The sequence below is a fragment of the Bacteroidota bacterium genome, assembly GCA_038746285.1.
Classification (GTDB): domain Bacteria; phylum Bacteroidota; class Rhodothermia; order Rhodothermales; family JANQRZ01; genus JANQRZ01.
In genome coordinates this window covers 1-20,817 of the sequence record JBCDKT010000043.1, presented here as the reverse complement: position 1 = coordinate 20,817, position 20,817 = coordinate 1, and the positions used below count along the sequence as shown (strand labels likewise).

Here is a 20,817-nt window from a genome sequence, read left to right as displayed (position 1 = left end):
CATCCCAAACCGGAATCCTGATATGAAGACGAACCTCCTCACAGTCAGCGTCTTGGTCGCAACCCTCCTCGGGTTCTGCGCCCCCGACGCCCACGCGCAGGGAGACGACCGATCTGGCACGGCGGCGATGGAAGAACTGCTCGTCCCGATCACGCCACGCACCGTGGCGCTCGGCTCCGCGCTCACCAGCGGCATGGGTACGCTCAGCGGCGTCGAGGCCGTCCAGAGCAACCCGGCCGCGCTCATGACCAACCAGAGCACGAACGCCATGTTCAGCCGGACGGAATACCTGGCCGACATCGGCATCAACTACTTCGGTGTGGCCCAGCGCTTCGGCAACAACAACATCGCGCTGACGCTCACGTCGTGGGACTACGGCGACATCCCGGTGCAGACCGAGACAAACCCGGAGATCGACCCGGCGCTCACGTACACGTCCTCGGTCATCGTGCTCGGGGCCACGGTCGCTCGGCAGTTCACCGACCGCATCGCGGCTGGGATCACCTTCAAGGGCCTCGGCCGGCGGATCGACAACGTGAGCTCGAACGGTATCGCGTTCGACGCAGGCATGACCTACGTCGTCGGCGAGAGCGGCCTCCGCTTCGGGGTCAGCCTGAAGAACTTCGGCCCGCAGATGGAGTTCAGCGGCGACGGCCTCAACACGCCGATCACGCAGAACGGGCCGCAGGGCCAGGGCAACATCGCCGGTGACATCGATGACCTCGGTGCCGAGTTACCCTCGCTCCTGAACTTCGGTGTGGCCTACACGCGCCAGTTCGCGGGTGACCTCACCGCCACCGTCCTCGGCAACTTCCGCTCCAACGCGTACGACCTCGACCAGTACGCCGGAGGCGTCGAGTTGGGATACCAGAACCTGTTCTTCGTCCGCGGAGGGCTCGACCTCACCACCGAGACCGACGTGTCGGCGTTCCAGCCTTGGAACATCGGAGCCGGCCTGAACCTGAATATGATCGGGCGTGGGCTCTCCGTTGACTACGCCTACCGTCCCTCCGATGTGTTCAGCGGCGTCAACGCGTTCTCGGTGAACTTCACGCTCTAGGAGGAGCTTGCCGGACCCACTGTTTTGCCAAACGGGGTGAGCCTTGACGGGCTCACCCCGTTGTTATTTTCCACGCCCCGACCCGCTTCATCGAAACCACGCTGCCCCACCCGGCGATGTTCATCCGAGCACTCTTCTTACTCCTCGCCCTCGCGGCCGTCGGGTGCGGTGGTGCGGACGAGCCACGCCCTGTCGCGGACGTCGAAACCGGCTCCATCTTTCGAAATACAGACGCCGGGTCCTACGTCGGCGACGAGGCGTGCGCTTCCTGCCACGAAGACCTGTACACGAGCTACCAGTCGCACGGGATGGCGCAGTCGCTCTACGCACTCACGCCGGACCGCGCCGTGGAGCGCTACGGCGGGGCAGCGCTCTACCACGAGGCTAGCGGGTTCTACTACAGAGTCTACGAACGCGAGGGCGTGTTCTTCCAGGAGGAGTACCGCCAGGGACCGGGCGGCCGAAAGACGCACCAGCTCGTCCGGCAGATGGACTTCGTCGTCGGTAGCGGGACCGCCGCGCGGACCTACCTCACGAAGCAGGACGACCTCTACTACGAGCTTCCGCTGACGTGGTACACCCAGGCCGACGGGGGGAGGGGCCGCTGGGACTTCAGCCCGGGCTACCGCGAGGCGAACGGTCGGTTCGACCGGACCATTCCGGCGCGCTGCATGGCCTGCCACAACGGAGCCTCTGAGCCGGTGTCTTTCGTCGAAGGCGCGTACGCCTCGATTGCCGACGGCATCGGGTGCGAGCGCTGCCACGGGCCGGGCTCGATCCACGTCGAGGCCCGCCTCGCGGACCCCGAGGCTGCCGACTCCATCGACTACACGATCGTCAACCCAGCGCACCTGAGCCTCGACCTCCGGCTCGACGTGTGCCAGCAGTGCCACCTCAACGGAACCGTCTCTATTCTGCGGGAAGGCAAGGAGGCGTTTGGGTACGTCCCTTCGGAGCCGCTCGCGGCGCACGTCGCCCACTTCGACGTGGGAGGCAGCGCGCCGGGCACGATCAGCGTCATCTCCCACGCCGACCGGATGAAGCAAAGCGCCTGCTTCGTCCAGTCCAGCGCGATGGACTGCGTGACGTGCCACAACCCGCACGAGGGCTTCCGCGACAAAGGGCCGGAGTACTTCAACGCGACGTGCCAGGGCTGCCACGAGCCGGCGACGCTTCAGGCGGGGATGCCCACGCCCGAGCTTCGCGCCCAGCACGCGTCGGAGGCTAACTGCTTCGCCTGCCACATGCCGAAGGTCGAGGCAGACGATGCGCCGCACTCATCGTTTACGGACCACTTCATCCGGGTCGTCCGCGCCGAGGACCGGGTCCAGGTGGCTGCGGAGACGGGCGGCGACATCGAACTAGAGAGCTACTTCCCGGACGACCAGTCCGGTCAGTCCCGTACCGAAGGCGACGTCTACGAGGGGATGGCCTACGTCATCTACGGCCGGCAGAACGGCGAGGTCGCAGCGCTCGACAAGGGCATCGCGACGCTGGAGCGGGCGCTCGCGGCTGCGCCCCACCTCAGCGAGGGGCACTACCTCCTCGGGTTCGCCCGGATGCAGCGTGGCCGGACGCGGCAGGCGATCCCGGCGCTGCAGGAGTCGATCCGGCTCAAGCCGGGCGTGCCGGAGCGCCTCAACGCGCTGGCCCAGGCCTACGAGGCGACGGGCGGCCCGCCGAACGAGATCGAGCGGCTCTACCGCGAGGCCCTCTCGGTGCAGCCGGCGCTCGCCGACGTCCGGCTCAACTACGGGCGCTTCCTGGAGACCCAGGGGCGCGTCGAAGCGGCGGCCCGCGAGTACCGCGAGGCTCTCGGCCACGAGCCGTGGCTGGCCTCGGCCCACTACAACCTCGGCACGGCGCTGCTTCGGCTCGGAAGTGCACCGGGCGAGGCCGTCGAGCATCTCGAAAACGCCATTCACCTGGAGCCGGACTACGTCGACGCCCTCGTCAACCTTGCCATCGTGCGGGCTGGCAGCGGCGACGAGGCCGCAGCAGGCACCCTGTTCCGCCGGGCCGTCGAGGCAGGGCCGAACGACGCGAACGCGCTCAGCAACCTCGGGATGTACCAACTCCAGCGCGGAGCGTTGGCGGAGGCCGCTGGGACGCTGGAACGGGCCTCGGCCGTGGCACCGGACCGGGCTGACGTGGCGGTGAACCTCGCTGTCGCCTACTTCCAGCTTGGCAATGCTAGCGGGGCGCGGCAGTACGCCCAGCAGGCCTTACGCCTCGACCCCGGACAGCCCACGGCCCAGCAGGTGCTGAACGCTTTGCCGTGACCGCTAGGCTGCGACCGGCTCGCGCTCGGCCAGGTGCGCTATGATCTGCCGGGCGTGGACGCGCCCGTTCTCGATGAACCACTCGCTGGTGTTGAGGCCGCCGCAGACGGTGCCGGCGAGGAAGAGGCCGGCGCGGTTCGTCTCCATCGTGTCGGGGTCGTGGACGGGCTTGCGGGCCGGCCCTTCGAAGGCGATGCCGAGGTCCTCCAGGAGGGGGTAGTTGGGACGGTAGCCGGTCAGCGCGAGCGTCCAGTCGCTAGCAATCTCGCGCGCTCCGTCTGGCGTGTCGAGAAGGAGCGAGTCCGGGCGGATGGCCTGAACGGTGGTGTTGAAATAGGCCTTGATGCTGCCGTCCTCGATCCGGTTGACGAGGTTCGGGCGGATCCAGTACTTCACGCTCGGCCCGACCTCCTCGCCGCGGATCACCATCGTCACCTCGGCTCCGTGGCGGAGGCAGTCGAGCGCGGCGAGCGCCGCCGAGTTCTTCGCGCCGACGATGGCGAGCTTCTGGCCGCTGAACGGGTAGGGCTCCTTGTAGTAGTGCGATACGTTGGGCAGGTCCTCGCCCGGCACACCCAGCAGGTTCGGCACGTCGTAGAAGCCGGTCGCGACCACGACGGCGCGGCAGGGGTAGGTTCCCTTGTCGGTCACGACGGTGAAGGCTCCGGCCCCGCCGTCGGCCCGGAGCACGCGCTCGTAGAGCCGGACCTCCAACTCCTCGACTTCGGCCACGCGGCGGTAGTAGTCGAGCGCTTCTTCGCGGAGCGGCTTGTAGCCTCGGGCGATGAGGGGGTAGCCGCCGATCTCGATCAGGTCCGGGGTCGAGAAAAACTCCATCCCCGTCGGGTAGCCGAGAAGCGAGTTCGTGAGCGCGCCCTTGTCGATCACGAGGGCATCGAGGCCGGCGTGCTTTGCTTCGACGGCGCAGGCCAGCCCAATCGGGCCGGCCCCGACGATGACAACGTCGCGCATAGGTTGGGTCGGGTTCGCATCCATGGCGCGTGAAACGGCCGCTCGGCCGGGCTGTTTCGTCTTCACCGAGGCTCCTGCGTGGCGTCCCGCCGTCGCTCCCGGAAGAAGGACTGGAGTAGCGCCGCCGACCGCTCCGCCTCCACGCCCGAGACCACCTCGACCTGGTGGTTCAGGCGCGGGTCCTGCGGGATCGAGTACAGCGTCGAGGCCGCACCGAACTTCTCGTCGAACGCGCCGAAGACGAGCTTCGGCAGCCGGGCCAGGACGAGCGCGCCGGCGCACATCGGGCACGGCTCCAGCGTCACGTAGAGCGTGCACCCGTCGAGGAACTTCGAGCCGAGCGTCTCGCACGCCGCCGAGGTCGCCAGAATCTCCGCGTGCGCTGTCGGGTCGCCCAGGCGTTCGACGGCGTTGCGCCCGCGCCCGACGAGCACGCCGTCCTTCACCACCACCGCGCCGACCGGGACCTCGCCCTCCTCGAACGCCCGCTCGGCCTCGCGGAAGGCCTGCTGCATCCAGCGCCGGTCCGGGTCGAGGAGCGAAATCATTTGGAGCGACGAGTTACGAACGACAAGTTACGAGTAGGGTGCCCGTTCGACACTCGTCACTCGTCGCTCGGCGTTCTCAAAATCGGCATGGTCATGCAGCGAGGGCCGCCGCGGCCGCGCGAGAGTTCGTGCCCGCGGAGCTGGATCGCCACCTTGCCGCCGCTGCCGATGGGGTTGCCGCTGTGGTAGTTCAGGAAATCCTGCGCCTCGACGACGTGGTAGCCGTGGTCGCGGAGCGCGTCGTAGGTGAGGCTGTTGCGCTCGTAGCCGACGACGAGCCCGGGGGCGAGGGCGAACAGGTTGGCCCCGTCGGTCCACTGCTCGCGCTGCTGGTTGACAGGTTCGTCCCCGCCGCAGTGGATGAAGGTGAAGCCGCGCCCGGTGAGCGCTTCGAGCGCGGGCTTGAGGCTGGGCCAGACCTCCATGTTGAACCGGCCCGGCTCGCCGGTCGAGGTCAGGTGCAGCACGTTCTGGCGGGCTTGCTCGATGATGGGTGGGAAGACCACACACTCGCCCGGCGCGGCAAACGTGAACACGGTGTCGAGGTGCATGCAGTAGCGCGCCTTCGGGAGGTTGACCATCAGGACGTGCTCCACCGATGTCCGCTGCATCAGCGCTTCCGTGATCGCGATCACGCCGCCGAGCGAGGTCCGCTCCGACTGGCCGATCAGCACCACCTTGTCGCTCGCCACGAGGAGGTCGCCACCCTCGAAGTAGACGTGCGGCGGCAACTCGATGACGCGGTCCTGCACCTCGGCGAAGCGCGGGTGGTGACGGACGATGACGCGGACGATAATGCTCTCGCGCGCCCGCGCCGGCGTCGCGGCGTGCGAGAGGATGATATGCTCGCCGACGACGGCCGAGAGGTCCCGCGTGAACATCAGGTTCGGGATCGGATTCGTCGTGAGTGGGAGCCCGGACTGGCCCGTGAAGGCGAAGGCGAGGAGGTCGTCCGGCGAGAGCTGCTTCAGCTCGCGCTCGTACGCCTCGAAGTTGCGTTGCGGCTGGCGCTCGGCGAGGAGGGCGATGAACTCATGGCGGGCGTCCTCCCGCTCGAAGGCCTCGCGGAGCAGCGCCGACACCTGGAGCACGGCGTCGTCCGCCCCGACGACCTCGCGGAAGAGGCGGCACATCACCCGGTGCTCCTCCTGCGCCCGCTCGGTGAACAGGATGTCGTCGAAGAGCAGTTCGGCGTGGTTCTTCGGCGAGACGAGCCGCATCTCCTCGCCCGGCGTGTGGACGACCACCTGCCGCAGCGGGGCGATTTCGGACGAGACGAGGACGGGCAGTGGAGCGGTCGTGGGTTGCGTTTCGGCGGTTCGGGAGGCAGTTTCGGGCACGGGCGTAGTCGGCTAGAAAAAAGGCAGCCGCCGGGAGGGGCGACTGCCTGAACATACGATGCGGCGGGACGGGTCAGTAGCGGCGCTTCTGCGCGAGGAGTTCGAAGAACCGCAGGATGGCCGCGACGACCAGCAGGCAGAGGAGGATTTTCAGTCCCAGGCCGAGCAGCACCGTTCCGATGCGGAGCAGGAAGACCAGGAGCGAGAACGCCACCATCAGCACGATGGCGACGAGGATGACCTGGAGGATGCGTTGAATCGTCATCGCGGTGCGTTCAGCGGGCGGGGAGGGCGGTAAAGAGTTCGATGAGGTCGAGCGGGGTTCCCGAGGCGGAGAATCCGCCAACGACCAGTATTCGGGCGTCGCCGACATTTGTTGCAGTGTGTCCCCAGCGCGGCGCAGCCAGGCGCGTATTGTCTGCGAAACGGAAGGACTGCGCGGCTTCGGCCGCGAAAACTTCACCGGATGGCAGGGCTGCTCCGTCGCTAGCCCTCAGCCCGCCGGTGAACAGGACGAGGTTCTCCGAGAGCGCGGGCCCCGCGAGGCGCGCCGCGGCGTGGTCCGCGCGCGGCGTCTGCAGCGGCCCTACGAACCGGGTGTTGATCGTCTCGGGAGCGAACGTCAACTCGAACGGCAGCGGCGTGGCCGGGTCCGACACGTCCGACGCTCCGGCGAACAGGTAGCGCCCGAACCCGTCCGGTCCCACGTCCGCGCGCGGCGTCTGCGTGTGGCCCGACGTGGCGGCGAAGCGGAACCCCTCCGAACGGTTCGGCGCGACGAGGCGCGGGCCGCTGGGTCCGTCCTCGAACACGAGCCGCCGCATGAACGGCGACGGACCGAGACGCGGCGCATCGGCCGTGCCGAGGTTGGCCGTCCCGCCGTAGAGGTAGACCGACACGTCGCCCTCGCCGCTGTCCAGCACGGCGACGGTGTGGCCGCTGCGCTGCACCGGTATGGGCAAGCCGCCGTCGGCTGCCACGAGCGGTACCTCGCTGAATGTGCGCGTGCTGGGGTCGAACAGCTCGGCCGTGGTGACGAAGGCACTCGCGCCTGCCGGGCGCACGACCGCGCTGCCGCCCGTGATCAGGACGCGGCCGTCCGGCAGGAGGGAGGCCGCGTGGCCTGCGCGCGCCGCCAGCATCGGGGTGCGAAGCGAGGTGAAGGCAAGCGTGCTCGGGTCCAGCAAGAGCGCGTCGCTGCGGGCCGGCTCGGCCGCCCCGCCGGCCCCGCCGGTCAGGAGGAGGGTGCCGTCCGCCAGGGCCGTGGTAGCGTGGCCGCCGACCGGACCGGGCAGGCGGGTCTCGGAGGACGCGAACTGAAACGGGAGGAAGACCGCAAAGAGCGTGTCGCCCCCGACAGTCCCGAGGCCGTCGAAGGCCTCGACGGTAATCCGGTTCAGCCCCTGCTCAAGCCGGACCGTGGCGAGGTAGCGGTCGTCGTCGCGGTCGAAGGTCGCCGGCACGCCGTTGACCTCGACGCGGTCGATGCCCGAGGACGGCGACGAGGCCTCGAACGCAAGGGACAGGTCCTGGGCTGCGCGCACTTCTCCGAGGTCCGCGGGGCTGACGAGTTCGACACTTGGTGCCTGCGGCTCGACGAACGGACGCTCGCACCCGAGCAGGAGCGCGGCGAGAGAGAACAGGGCAGTGCGAAGCATGAGTAGGAATCGGTGGCAGGCGGCAGCGTTGAATGGCGGGCTCAGGCGCTGGTTTCAGCCGCGTCGCCATAGGTGACGCGCTCCAGCACGAGGCCGTGGGGCGGCGCTGCGGGCCCGGCCGCTCGCCGGTCCCTCGTCGCTAGCACGCCGGGCAGCGCGTCCGGTGCCCGCTTGCCGTGCCCGATCTCGACGAGCGTCCCGACGACTGCCCGGACCATCCCGTGCAGGAACCGGTCGGCGGCGATCTCGAAGCGCCAGTCGCCGGGGCGCGCCTCCGGCACCCAGCAGGCGCGCTCGACCGTGCAGACGCGGTTGGTGGTCTCGGATCTGGCGAGGCAGAACGCGCCGAAGTGGTGCCGGCCGAGGAGGTGGCCGGCGGCCTCGTTCATCCGCGTCCAGTCGGGCTCCGGGCGGATGATCCAGCGCCGGCTTCGGTCGAGGGCACGCGGGGCGCTCGCGGCGTGGTAGTGGTAGCGCCGCCGCCGCGCGTCGTAGCGGGCGTGGAAGCCGTCGGGGGCCCGCGCCACGCTGAGCACGGCGACGGCCGGGGCGAGCAGCCCGTTGAGCGAGCGCTGGAGCCGGAACGGATCGACCGGCGCGTCCGTGGCAAAGTGGGCGACCTGGCCTCGGGCGTGGACCCCCGCATCCGTCCGCCCCGACCCGACGACGCCGACCGGCACGCGCAGCACCGTCGCCAGGGCACCTTCGAGCGCGGCCTGCACCGACGGGTGATTGGGCTGCACCTGCCACCCGCGAAAGCAGGCTCCGTCGTATTCGATCAGAAGACGGTAGGTTGCCACAGCGAAAAGTGATACATTATAGCTTGGCCGGCGGTAGGTTCGCACCGGTCACCCCCCAGCCTTCTCGCCAGCGGGCCGCCGCGCGCGGCTCCGAAGATATGCACCCACCCCGCGTCTTCCTCACCGGCTTCATGGGCAGCGGCAAGAGCACGTCCGGCCCTCTCCTCGCCGACCGCCTGGGCTACCGCTTCCTCGACCTCGACGACGAAGTGGAGCGTGCGGCGGGCGTCTCGATCTCCGACCTGTTCGCCCGGCGCGGCGAGCCGGTGTTCCGCGCCCTAGAGACGGCGGTACTGTGCGAAGCCGCCACGCAGGAGCACGTCGTCGTGGCGACGGGCGGCGGCGCGCTCGCGACGGAAGCCAACCTCCTCACGGCCGAGACGAGTGGGACGATCGTCTACCTCAAGCTCTCACCGGAGGCGCTCGCTCAGCGTCTCCTCGGGACTGACGGGCGACCTCTCCTGCTCGACGAGGACGGCCGGCCGTTCGCTGAGGCCGTGCTGGTCAACCACATCAACGAGGCCCTCCGCAAGCGCGACCGGTTCTACAGCCAGGCCGACGTCACGATCGAAGCCGAGGCGCTCGGCCCCGAGCAGGTCGCCGAGGCCATCGTGCAGGCGCTGCCCGTCACGGCTTAGCTGAGCCGGAACGACCGGCGGTGGTGGGGGCTCGGGCCGTGGGCCCGGAGCGCCGCGTAGTGCTCGCCGGTGGGGTACCCTTTGTGCCGGGCCCAGCCGTAGGCGGGAAACGCGTCGTGGAGCCGTACCATCAGCCGGTCGCGCGTCACCTTCGCCACCACCGAGGCGGCGGCAATCGAGAGGCTGCGGGCGTCGCCCCTGACGACCGTTGCCTGGGGCCACGGCGCGTCGGGGATCGCCCGGTTGCCGTCGACGAGGAGGCGGTCGGGCTCCAGCGCGAGGTCGAGCACCGCTCGCCGCATCGCTTCCATCGAAGCCCAGAGGATATTCAGCGCGTCGATTTCGCTCGGCGAGCACTGCCCGACTCCGACTGCGAGCGCCTCGGCCTCGATGGCCTCGAACAAGTCAGCGCGGACCTCTGGGGTGAGCTTCTTCGAATCGTCGAGCCGAGGCAGCCGCGCGTCGGGCGCGAGCACGACAGCGGCGGCCACGACCGGACCGGCGAGGCAACCGCGTCCGGCTTCGTCCACGCCCGCAACCCACCGAGCCCCCCTCTGCCAACAGGCGTATTCTAGATCGAAAGAGGGCATGGCGGCTGGCGAGAGGGGATAAGGCTGCGCGTCGGGCGAATCTGCGCTCCGTGAAGGGCGGCTGAAAAGATAGCGAGGCCCGAGAACGATTGTACCGGAAGGGGAAACCAACTATATTGGGGCTCGTTGACGCTCTTGACGCGTGCCCCTCGCTACCGTGTTTTTGGGGCCACGCAAGGCGTTCGGTGCCCACGTAACGGGCCTCAGGGGTCTCGTCGCAGCACACGCACAGTCCGGCCGCCGTCGCTGCGCGACTGCACCATGGCGTGCTTGTTGCTAGGCGAAGGCAGAACCTTCACGCGCTGAAGTGCTCCCCACCCGCAGTGTGTTGTGCGCAGGCCCGCTCCTCCATGCTGGCCGCCCGGAGCCGAGACACGACCGGCGACTGCACACCGCACCGAAGCATCCCCCCAGGCCGGTTACCGCACCGCTGCCCCAGCCTTCAAACCACAGGCTATCGACCGTCGCTCAGTGGATTTCCCGATCCCGGGTCTCTTCAGCAGGGAGAGACCATCCCCTGTGAGCGACCCCCCAACCCCTCAGCACCCACCTGACGCCCGGCGAGGCCGGGTCTCTCCCGTTTAACCCAGTCCCAGATTCATGGCAGAAGAGCAACGCGAGAACCGTTCCGAGCGGAGCGAACGCGGCAACCGAAACAGCAGCAACAACCGCAGCGGGCGAAACCGAGGCGGCAAGGGCGGCCGCAACCGCAACCGGAACCGAGGGCGCGGCAAAGGCAACCGGGAGGAGAACAACCACCCCGGCAAGCCGATCGTCGGGATGCTGGAGATGATCGGGGACAAGAACTTCGGGTTCGTCCGGGGCTTCGAAGCCTCGCTGCCGAAGGGCGACAACGACCCCTTCATGCCGCCGCCGATCATCGAGAAGTACAACCTCCGCGACGGCGTGCTGATCGAGGGTACGATCAAGCCCGGCCGCAAGGGCGCGTGGCAGGTCACCGACCTCGACGAGGTCATGGGCATGACGCCCGACGAGTGGAAGGAACTCGGCACCTACGACGACGGCGTCACGATCTACCCCGACGAGAAGCTCCGCCTCGTCACCGAGCCGACGGACGTGTCGATGCGGGTGATCGACCTCGTCGCGCCGCTCGGCAAGGGGCAGCGGGCGCTGATCGTCGCGCCGCCGCGCACCGGCAAGACGGTGATGCTCAAGAAGCTCGCCCGCGCCCTCGAAGAGAACCACCCCGAGGTCGAACTCGTCGCGCTCCTCGTCGACGAGCGGCCCGAGGAGGTGACCGACTTCAAGCGGACGACGGCCTGCACGGTCTTCGCCTCGTCCAACGACCACGAGGAGGACAACCACGTCCGCGTCGCCACGCTCGCCTACGAATATTCGCGGCGGCTCGTGGAGCAGGGCAAGGACGTCGTCGTGCTGCTCGACTCGCTGACGCGGCTCGGGCGGACGTTCAACCTCTGGGGCGGCAACTCCGGCCGCACGATGTCCGGCGGCCTCGACGCCCGGGCGCTCGTCATGCCGCGCAAGATCTTCGGCGCGGCGCGCAACATCGAGCACGGCGGCTCGCTCACCATCATCGCCACCGCGCTCGTCGAGACCGGGAGCCGGATGGACGACGTGATCTTCGAGGAGTTCAAGGGCACCGGCAACGCCGAGATCGTCCTCGACCGCGAGCTGGCCGACAAGCGGATTTTCCCGGCGATCAACCTCCGCAAGAGCGGGACCCGGAACGAGGAGCGCCTCCTCGGCGACATGGTGAAGTACCACCACATGCTGATGCGCGCGCTCAACTCGCGCCACCCGGTTGAGGCGATGCAGGCGCTGATCCGCCACGTCCAGCAGAGCCCGGACAACATCCACTTGTTGAACGAACTCATCCCGGCGGAGATGTAGTAGGGGTTTGATTAATCAAACCCCTACGGCGGCATCGGCTGCGGCCGGTGCCTCCTTTTTCGTGGCGGGCGGGCCGTATGTTCGGCGGACACCAAACGCCGCCGCCGTGCTCCGACTCGTCGCTCTGCTCACGCTCCTCGCCGCCGCGGCTCACGCGCAGCCCCGCGCCTCCGACCCGTCGTCTTCCGGCGGCGCGCTGATCCCGGAGCAGGCGGCTTTCGACGTGCATTTCTATTCCCTCCGGCTCGACATTAGGCCGGAGCTGCGCGAGATCGGCGGTTTCGTCACAGTGCACGCCGAGATCGTGCTCCCCACGAGCACCGTCGTGCTCGACCTCGATACGACGTTCGTAGTCTCGCAAATCATGGAGAGGGGAGGAGCGCTACCGTTCGAGCGGCATGGCGGGCGGCTGTGGATCGACCTCGGGCGGACGCGGCAGCCGGGGGAAAAGTTGAAGATCGGCGTGAACTATGCCGGACCGCCTCGCGTGGCGCCGAACCCGCCGTGGCAGGGTGGCTTTACGTGGGTGGACCGGGGCGACGGGACGTGGTGGGTCGGTGTTTCATGCCAGGGGGAGGGGGCCGACGTGTGGTGGCCGGTGAAAGACCATCCTTCTGACGAGCCGGACTCGCTGCGGATTCACGTGAGAGTGCCCGCCAGTCACACTGCGGTGTCGAGTGGGCAACTGCAATACCAGCACGACAATCCCGACGGCAGCCGCAGCTTCGAGTGGTTCGTCTCGACGCCGATCAACAACTACGGCCTCTCGCTCTACGTCGCTCCGTACGAGACCCTCACCCACCCGTATACGAGCACGGCGGGCGATGACCTGCCGATCACGTTCTACGCGCTCCCGGAGGATGCGGACAAAGCGCGCCGGCTGCTGCCTCAGATCGCCGACCAGCTCCGATTCATGGAGGAGACCTTCGGGCCGTACCCGTTCCGGGCGGACAAGTACGCCGTCGCGCAGGCACCCTACCTCGGGATGGAGCACCAGACGGCGATTGCCTACGGCGACACGTTCACCGACAACGATTTCGGGTTCGACTGGCTGCACCTGCACGAACTCGCCCACGAGTGGTGGGGCAACCTCGTCACCGTTCCCGACTGGCGGCACTTCTGGGTCCACGAGGGGACCGCGATGTACGTCGAAGCGCTCTACGCCGAACGCCTCGGCGGGACGGACGCCTACCGGCGCTACCTCCTCTCGAAGCGCGGGCGCATCCTGAACCGGCAGCCCGTCGTCCCCGCGGCGAACGTGGACACCCAAGAGGCCTACTTCGGCCGGCGCGGCAAGCAGATTACCGACGCTGATGTCTACTTCAAGGGCATGTGGTTCCTCCACACCCTCCGCTGGGCCGTGGACGACGACGTGGCCTTCGTGCGCGCCCTTCGCCGGATGGCGTATCCCGACCCCGCGATGGAATCGGTCACCGACGGCTCGCACACCCGCTTTGCCACGACCGACGACTTCCGACGCACCCTCGAAAAGGAAACCGGAGACGACCTCGGCGACCTGTTCCGGCTCTACCTCGACCAGCCGCACCTGCCGCGCCTCGCGGCGGAGCGCGGCGACGACACGCTGATGCTCCGGTGGGAGACGCCCGAGGGCTACCCGCTCACGCTGCCCGTCGAGGTGTCGGTGGACGGCGAGCTACGCCGCGTGCGGATGCGGGGCGGTCAAGGTGAGATTACTGTGCCGCCCGGGTCCGAGGTCGTGATCGACCCGAACGACCGGGTGCTGAAAGCAGAGTAGGGGGGCAGCACGGCATGCCCTGGCGATAGCCGGCTCCGGGTCGTAAACTCCCGTGTTTCCTCACCCAACCCGCCGACCTATGCCGTCCTTCCTCCGCCCGCTGCTGCTCTGCCTCGCCGTCGTCGCCGTCGGGGTTGCCCTTGCGCTCTACGCCCCCGAACCGGCGCCCACCTCGGAAGCGCCCGACGCGTACGCTGTGTCCGGGGCCTACGAAGCCCTCGTGCTGTGGAACGATAAGCGGGCCTATCCCAACGAGACCATTCCGTCCACGGGGTTTGCCGAGGCCGTCGCGGCGCGGCGCAGCCTCGAAGCCGCCTCGCGCGGCGGCGGCGAGCCGTGGGAGGCCATCGGTCCCCAGAACATCGGTGGGCGTTCGCTCGCCATCGTCCTCAACCCCGAGCGGCCGGAGACGGTCTGGGTCGGGTCTGCCGGTGGCGGGCTGTGGCGGTCCTACGACGCCGGGCTCAACAGCTCGTGGGAGCGCATCTCGACCGGCTTCGGCGTGACGGCCGCCTCGGCGATCGCCCTCGCCCCGGACGACACGAGTACGGTCTACCTCGGCACGGGCGAGGTCTACCGCTACCGCGAGTCCTTCGGCGGCGTCGTCTACCGGCCGACGCGCGGCAGCTACGGCATGGGCATCCTCAAGAGCACCGACGCGGGCGCGACCTGGACCAAGAGCCTCGACTGGAGCCGCAACCAGGAGCGCGGCGTCCAGATGATCCGCATCGACCCCACCGACGCCGCCACCGTCTGGGCCGCGACGACCGAGGGCATCCTCGTCAGCCGCGACGCGGGCGCGACGTGGGACACCTCGCTGGACGTCGTGATGGGCACCGACATCTCGATTAACGCCGAGGACCCGGACGATATCCTCGCCGCTTGCGGCAACCAGGAGTCCGAGGGCTACGGCCTCTACCGGACCACCGACGGCGGCGCGACGTGGGCGCAGGTCACCGACGGCGTGCCGCCGAGCTACATCGGCAAGGTGCTCCTGAGCCGCCACCCGACCGACCAGGACACGGTCTACGCCAGCGTCGGCAACGGCATCTTCACGAGCGGCTCAGAGACGTTCCTGATCCGCACGGTCGACGGCGGGGATGCCTGGACGACGGTCTCGACGAACAACTACGCCGCCTTCCAGGGCTGGTTTGCCCACTACGTCGGCGTCAACCCGAACCGGCCGGACGAGCTCTACCTCGGCGGTGTGCCTCTGTTCTTCTCTTCCAACGGCGGCTTCAACCAGGTCGAGCTGAATGATCCGCACCCGGACCACCACGCCGTCGCCTTCCACCCGACCGACCCTGACATCGTCTACTTCGCCCACGACGGCGGCGTGGCGCGGACGACGAACGGCGGCAGCACGATCGTCGACATCAGCCAGGGGTATCAGACGACGCAGTTCTACAACGGCACCTCGGTCGATCCCGGCAACGCCGACTTCGCCATCGGCGGGTTGCAGGACAACAACACCGTCCGCTACACCGGTAGCCCGAACTGGGACCGCATCCTCGGCGGCGACGGCTCGTGGAGCGCCATCGACCCCTTCGACCCCAACATCGTCTACGCGTCGTTCCAGAACCTCGGCATGGCCCGGTCCAGCGACGGGGGGGACGACTTCGACTTCATCATCCCGCCGGACGCAGGCAACACGGCGTTCATCGCGCCCTACGCCCTCGCGCCGACCGATCCGAGCCGGCTCTATGCCGGGCGCAGCATCGTCTACCGTTCGGAGAACCGGGGCAACTCGTGGACCGCCACGAACGGCGGCAGCAACATCGACCCGAACGCCAACCCGACGCTTGCGATGGCCGTCTCGCCTCTCGACGAGGACGTGGTCTACGTCTCGACGGCCCCGATCCTCCGTGCGCCGGTAGACAATCCAGGGCCGCCCCGGATGTTCGTCACGCGTAACGCGGGGAGCAGTTGGACCGACATCACGACGGGCTTGCCGGACCGCTTCGTGACCGACATCGCCATCGACCCCAGTGACGACCAGGTGGCCTGGGTGACGCTGGGCGGATTCGGGACGGGGCACGTCTACAAGACCGAGGACGCCGGTCAGACGTGGACCGACGTGAGCGGCACGCTCCCCGACGCACCCGCCGAGGCCGTTGCCTTCGACCCGCTCCGGCCTGGGACGGTCTACATCGGCAACGACGTGGGCGTCTTCGAGACGAACGACGCGGGAACGACGTGGAACGCCTTCACCGCCGGGCTGCCCGAAGCCGTCTTGGTGATGGACCTCGTCTACTCCGCCGCCGACCGAACACTCCAGGTGGCGACGCACGGCAACGGGATGTACCGCCGCGCGCTCCCGCCCGCTGTGGCCTCGGAGCCGACGGTGGGGCCGCAGGACTTCCGCCTGCTGGCGGTGGCCCCCAATCCGTTCCGCGCCAGCACGACGCTGGCCTACGAACTCGACCGCTCCGCCGAGGTCCGCCTCGAAGTGTTCGACGCTGCCGGCCGGCGCGTGGCGCTCCTCGACCAGGGCAGCAAGGAGAGCGGCGCGCACCGCGTCCGGTTCGACGCTGCCGAACTCGCTGCCGGGGTCTACGTCGCCCGCCTCACGGCGGGAGGCCGGACCGCCTCGCGCTCGCTCACCCTCGTCCGCTAGCGCCGCTGATGGTCCGCCTCCTCGTCTTCGACATGGACGGGACGCTCGTCGAGACCGGGCCCCTCAAGGCGGAACCGTACGCCTGCGCGGCACACGAGCGCTACGCCTCCATCCTGGCGGCCGTGTCCTGCGTCGCCCTCACCACAGACCTCACGCGGTTGCGGGTCCGCGAGGCCGTGGAGTGGGGGAGATCGCCCCGGGCCGAGCCGTGGAAGAGCCGGCGGCGCTGCCCGAGGCTGCGCGGGCGGTACTCGACGCGCGGAGCAGCGAGGGGCGCGGGGAACTGCACGGGAAAGACACAAAACAGTAAAACGCGCCTCCGCCCCCACGCTTAGCTAAAGCCTAGCCTATATTGAACGAAACTGAACGACAAAGGCCCGAGACGTTCGCCCTGCGGGCCACCGACTTCTCCCTTCCCCTGACCCCCTGCCGCTATGTGTACTGTTCGTGCTTCCTGTTTCCGGCTGCGTCCGTTGCTCGCGGCGCTGCTCCTGCTGCTGACGGCGAGCCCGCTCGCGCTCGCACAGCAGGCCGCCCTGTGGACTGACGTGTCCGAGGCTGCCATCCGCGCCGCCGAGCGCAACATCGTGCCCGACGCCTACCGGACGGTCGCGCTGGACCGGACTGCGCTGGCTGACATGCTGGCCGAGGCCCCGCTCGAAGCGCGCCCCGGCGACGTGAGCGGCGGCATCCTGTTCGAGTTTCCGATGCCCGACGGCAGCACGGAGACGTTCCGCGTCGTCGAGGCCCCCGTCATGGCGTCAGCCTTGCAGGCACGCTACCCGCAGATCCGGTCCTACCTCGGCCAGGGCATCGACACGCCTGCGGCGATGCTCCGCTTCAGCGTGACGCCGCTCGGGTTCAACGCGCTCGTGCTGCGCCCCGGCGGCTCGGTCTACATCGACCCCTACCAGCGCGGCGACATCGACCACTACGTCTCGTACTACCGCCGCGACAACGCGCCCGACGTGGAGCGCGTGCGCGCCGCGTTCATGAATGAGATCGTCGAGCACGACGACGAAGAGGAAGACGAGCCGCTCCGAGGCGGCGACATGTTCCAGCACGGCGAGACGTTCCGCACCTACCGCATCGCCATTGCCGCCACCGGTGAGTACACGGCGCGCGTCAGCCAGCTCAACGATGTGCCAACGAGCGTGGAGGCCGGCCTCGCGGCCCAGGTGGTCGCGATGACCCGCGTCAACGGGCTCTACGAGCGCGAGATCGCCGTGCGCATGGAGATCATCCCCGAGAACGAGGACATCATCTACACCAACGGCGCCACCGACCCCTACTCGAACAACAACTCGTTCGCGCTGCTGGATGAGAACCAGGCCAACCTTACTGCTGTCATCGGAGCGGAGAACTACGACATCGGGCACGTCTTCTCGACGGGCGGTGGCGGCGTGGCCAGCCTCGGCTCAGTGTGCGTGGAGTCCCAAAAGGCGCGGGGCGTCACGGGCCTCCCGACGCCCATCGGAGACCCGTTCTACGTCGACTTCGTCGCGCACGAGATCGGGCATCAGTTCCGTGGTAACCACACGTTCAATGGCCTCAACGGGAACTGCTCCGGCGGCAACCGGAACGGCTCGACGGCCTATGAGCCCGGCAGCGGCTCGACCATTATGGCCTACGCCGGCATCTGCGGGGTCGACAACATCCAGATCAACAGTGACGACTACTTCCACGTCGTGTCGCTGATCGAGATGACGAACTTCATCACGACGGGGGCGGGCAGTACCTGTGCCGCCGAAGAGCCGAGCGCCAACGAGCCGCCGGTCGTGATGCCGGAGGGCGAGGGCCTCGCCATCCCGATCAACGTCCCGTTCGTGCTCACCGGCTCGGCGACCGACGACATGCCGGAGTCGCTGACCTACAACTGGGAAGAGTACGACCTCGGCCCGGCCAGCGCGCCGCCCGGCCGCTCCGGCTGGAACGAAAGCGTGCCGTTCTTCCGGTCGCTTCCGTCTACGGAGGAACCCGTTCGGTACTTCCCCGCTGGACTCGACCGTGTGCTCTCTGGAAGCCAGGTGGTCGGGTCGCGCCTGCCGCTCCAGGCATCCTCCAACGGGCAGCGCCTCCGCTTCCGCCTCACGGCGCGCGACAACGCCGCCGGCTCGGGCGGCATCGCCAGCATGCAGATCGAGATGCGGGCCTACGACACGGGTGCCGAGGAAGACTTCGAGGTCACGTTCGCCAACGAGGACGACCTCGTCTTCCCTGCGGGCCCGACCGAGATCACCTGGAACGTCGGCGGCACGGACGAGGGTGACGTGGACACCGACCAGGTGGACGTCCTCTACTCCGCCGACGGCGGCGAGACCTTTGATTTCCTCGTGACCACCGACAACGATGGCTCCGAGGTCGTCTCGATCCCGGTGGGTGACACGGACGAGGCGCGGATCATGATCATGGGGACGGGCAACGTCTTCTTCGACGTGAACGACGAGGAGTTCGAAGTTCGCGGCGTGGTCAGCACGGAGGCGCAGCCCGAGGCGGCCTACGCGCTCAGCACGGTCTACCCGAACCCCGTCGGCGCGGCGCGCGCCACGCTTAACCTGGCCGTGGACCGGAGCCAGAACGTCCAGGTCGCGGTCTACGACCTGCTCGGCCGCCAGGTGCTGCAGCTCCACGACGGACCGCTGGCGGCGGGCCGGAGCCAGCAGTTCTCGCTCGATGCCAGATCGCTGGCCGACGGGGTCTACCTCGTCCGGGTGGTCGGCGAGACGTTCAGCGATGTCCGCGAGCTGACCGTGGTGCGGTAGCAGGCGAACAGCACTGGAACGACGTAGCGAGCGGGAGGGGTGTCGGCCTCTCCCGCTCGCCTTTTGGGGTGGTGAAGAGGACGTGGAGCGGGAAACGTTCGTTCCGGGGTCGGGTTGCAGGGGCCGGTACACACGCGTTCAGACTACGGCAAACATGGAACGGCTCAGGTGCAAGGCGTGCGGGAGCTTCGGCATGGTTCCCCTGGAAGTAGACGAAGCAGAGCCAGCTGAGGAGCACCTCCTCGGCGGCGAGCAGGAGTCGCGCTTCTTCACCTGCCATGTGTGCGGGGACAACTGGCTCTCGGTCAAGAAGGTCGAGACGGAGGGGACGTGCGAGATCACGTTCGTCCACCAGATGGGGATGCAGCCTACCCTCAAGCGCATCGCCAGCATGACCACCTCGATCGTGCTGAAAGAGGACACGGTGGACGAGTGGAACTACTACCTCGGCGACGACCGGGTGGACGAGCGCGCGTGGCGCGAGCAGCTAGACCGGCGGCGCGGCGTGCTGCGCGCCATCTGCACGAACTGAGGCCAGCGCCAGAGGGCGTGTAGGCCGGGTAGAGAGCCGGGTAAGGCACGTCCGGGTAAGGCAGAGGCGCATGGCAAATGCGCCAAAGGTTGCGGGTGAGGTAACAGGCGATTAATCGCTGGACGCGGAGACTGGCGTACCTTTCGGTCTCCCTTCAGCAACCCCTACACACCAACCTGTCGCACTATGCGTATCTCCTTGCTTCTCGCAGCGTTCGCTCTCGTTGCCTTCCCGGCGGCGGCGCAGACCGACTACGAAACCATCGCCGACGAGGCGTCCCTCATAGACGGGGTCCTCGCCGACGTGGACATCTCCTGCATGGCCCAGCTTCCGTCGGGCGACTTCGTCTTCTACAACTTCCCCACCGGCGACCTCGTTACGCACGACCCGGACGCGGCCCCCGGCAGCCGGACGGCGATTCTCCGCTCGAGCGCCCAGCTCAACGCCGATCTGAACAGCGAGGCCGACGGCTGCTTCGCGATCACCGTCGACGGTGCGGGCAACGTCTACGCCGCGATCCAAGATTCGTCGGACGTGGACCAGGTCTACAAGACCGACGGCCTCACCGGCAGCGTCCTGGCAGCGGCCGATGGCCTTACCGGCATCGCGGTCACGGGCAGCACGGTCTACCTCGCCCGGGTCGCTTTCTTCGGCGCTCCCGAGGACGGCTTCTACTCGGTCAACACGACCGGTACGGGCCAGACGCCGGCGGTCGTCCTCACCGACAGTGGCCTCGACCTCATCGACCTCGCTGTCGGCTCCGACGGCAGCCTCTACGCTTCCTCTTCGGAGTTCGGCAGCTCCGGCGGTGGTCTCCAGAACGTCGTCGTGAAGGTCACGGACCCGGCCGGCACGCCCTCGCTGAGCGTTGTCTACGACCCGTTCGCCGATGGCGTCTTCACAAACGGAACCGACGGCGGCCTCGAAGACCTCGAACTGGCAGCAGGCACGGACCGGCTCTACCTCTTCAACAACAGCTTCGCCGCCGACAACGGCGAGCAGTGGGGGACGGCCCTCTCCGACGGCACCGGCGGCGAGCAGTTCGCCGACGAGGCCGCGCTCCTGGCCGACCCGGACACCGACCTGACCGAGTTCACCCCGCCTGGTGGTCGCAGCATGGTACTGAACGGAGACGAGATCTTCGTCGCCAGCCGCACGGCCTTCGGCGGGCAGGACCAGATCGTGAAACTCACCGGCTTCCCGCCGGTCAGCGTCGGCGACAACTTCGAGATCGACGCGAACCCGGAGACGCAGACCGTCACCGCCCCCGGCACGGCCAACTTCACCTACACCGTGACCAACAACACCGCCTCGGCACAGTCCGGCGTGGTCTTCTACCAGGCCTTCCTCGGCTCCAACCCGGTCAGCCCGGTCGTCCAGGTACAGTCCG

17 protein-coding genes are annotated in these 20,817 nt (G+C 68.4%); 10 read left to right on the top strand and 7 right to left on the bottom strand.

The genetic code is table 11. The features are described from left to right. Positions 1-22: 22 nt before the first annotated feature. Together AAGI91_13185 and AAGI91_13180 are read left to right on the top strand one after the other, a co-directional pair. The gene (locus AAGI91_13185) at positions 23-1,060 is read left to right on the top strand and encodes a PorV/PorQ family protein (GenBank protein MEM1043570.1); all 1,038 of its coding nucleotides are present in this window, start codon (positions 23-25) and stop codon (positions 1,058-1,060) included. A 116-nt stretch (positions 1,061-1,176) separates the two neighbouring features. Beyond that, positions 1,177-3,342 carry a tetratricopeptide repeat protein gene (locus tag AAGI91_13180; protein MEM1043569.1) on the top strand — a complete coding sequence of 722 codons (2,166 nt, stop codon included), beginning with the start codon at positions 1,177-1,179 and terminating at the stop codon, positions 3,340-3,342. A 3-nt stretch (positions 3,343-3,345) separates the two neighbouring features. On the opposite strand, the gene AAGI91_13175 is transcribed toward AAGI91_13180, so the two are convergent. The 6 genes from AAGI91_13175 to truA all read right to left on the bottom strand — a co-directional run bounded on the left by AAGI91_13175 (position 3,346) and on the right by truA (position 8,660). Continuing rightward, positions 3,346-4,314 carry a YpdA family putative bacillithiol disulfide reductase gene (locus AAGI91_13175; GenBank protein ID MEM1043568.1) on the bottom strand — a complete coding sequence of 323 codons (969 nt, stop codon included), beginning with the start codon at positions 4,312-4,314 and terminating at the stop codon, positions 3,346-3,348. A 62-nt stretch (positions 4,315-4,376) separates the two neighbouring features. Continuing rightward, positions 4,377-4,862, bottom strand: a complete 486-nt coding sequence (tadA, locus tag AAGI91_13170) for a tRNA adenosine(34) deaminase TadA (GenBank protein ID MEM1043567.1) — start codon at positions 4,860-4,862, stop codon at positions 4,377-4,379. Between the two features lie 56 nt (positions 4,863-4,918). Beyond that, positions 4,919-6,202, bottom strand: coding sequence for an arginine deiminase family protein (locus AAGI91_13165; protein ID MEM1043566.1), 1,284 nt, complete (start codon positions 6,200-6,202; stop codon positions 4,919-4,921). Between the two features lie 73 nt (positions 6,203-6,275). Next, entirely contained in the window at positions 6,276-6,467 is a 192-nt protein-coding gene (locus AAGI91_13160; protein ID MEM1043565.1) for a hypothetical protein, read from the bottom strand. Between the two features lie 10 nt (positions 6,468-6,477). Beyond that, positions 6,478-7,860, bottom strand: a complete 1,383-nt coding sequence (locus AAGI91_13155; GenBank protein MEM1043564.1) for a kelch repeat-containing protein — start codon at positions 7,858-7,860, stop codon at positions 6,478-6,480. Between the two features lie 41 nt (positions 7,861-7,901). Continuing rightward, entirely contained in the window at positions 7,902-8,660 is a 759-nt protein-coding gene (truA, locus tag AAGI91_13150) for a tRNA pseudouridine(38-40) synthase TruA (protein MEM1043563.1), read from the bottom strand. A gap of 98 nt (positions 8,661-8,758) precedes the next feature. Between truA and AAGI91_13145 the strand changes: the two genes are divergently transcribed. Next, positions 8,759-9,298, top strand: coding sequence for a shikimate kinase (locus AAGI91_13145; GenBank protein ID MEM1043562.1), 540 nt, complete (start codon positions 8,759-8,761; stop codon positions 9,296-9,298). On the opposite strand, the gene AAGI91_13140 is transcribed toward AAGI91_13145, so the two are convergent. After that, entirely contained in the window at positions 9,295-9,888 is a 594-nt protein-coding gene (locus AAGI91_13140) for a ribonuclease HII (protein MEM1043561.1), read from the bottom strand. The genes AAGI91_13145 and AAGI91_13140 overlap by 4 nt on opposite strands. A gap of 600 nt (positions 9,889-10,488) precedes the next feature. On the opposite strand from AAGI91_13140, the gene rho reads away from it, so the two are divergent. From rho to AAGI91_13105, 7 genes are all read left to right on the top strand, one after another. Further along, complete coding sequence (rho, locus tag AAGI91_13135) at positions 10,489-11,760, top strand: transcription termination factor Rho (GenBank protein MEM1043560.1); 1,272 nt, start codon at positions 10,489-10,491, stop codon at positions 11,758-11,760. A 106-nt stretch (positions 11,761-11,866) separates the two neighbouring features. Further along, on the top strand, positions 11,867-13,516 hold the full coding sequence (locus AAGI91_13130; GenBank protein ID MEM1043559.1) for a M1 family aminopeptidase: 1,650 nt from the start codon (positions 11,867-11,869) through the stop codon (positions 13,514-13,516). Between the two features lie 79 nt (positions 13,517-13,595). Next, complete coding sequence (locus tag AAGI91_13125) at positions 13,596-16,133, top strand: T9SS type A sorting domain-containing protein (GenBank protein MEM1043558.1); 2,538 nt, start codon at positions 13,596-13,598, stop codon at positions 16,131-16,133. Positions 16,134-16,141: 8 nt separating this feature from the next. Then, positions 16,142-16,468: an HAD family hydrolase gene (locus tag AAGI91_13120; GenBank protein ID MEM1043557.1), complete on the top strand. Its 327-nt coding sequence runs from the start codon at positions 16,142-16,144 to the stop codon at positions 16,466-16,468. Between the two features lie 99 nt (positions 16,469-16,567). Continuing rightward, entirely contained in the window at positions 16,568-18,895 is a 2,328-nt protein-coding gene (locus AAGI91_13115; GenBank protein ID MEM1043556.1) for a reprolysin-like metallopeptidase, read from the top strand. A gap of 154 nt (positions 18,896-19,049) precedes the next feature. Then, a complete protein-coding gene (locus tag AAGI91_13110) occupies positions 19,050-19,427 on the top strand; it encodes a hypothetical protein (GenBank protein ID MEM1043555.1) in 378 nt (125 codons plus the stop codon). A 186-nt stretch (positions 19,428-19,613) separates the two neighbouring features. Further along, on the top strand, positions 19,614-20,817 hold a 1,204-nt coding region (locus tag AAGI91_13105), incomplete at its 3' end, for a hypothetical protein (GenBank protein MEM1043554.1).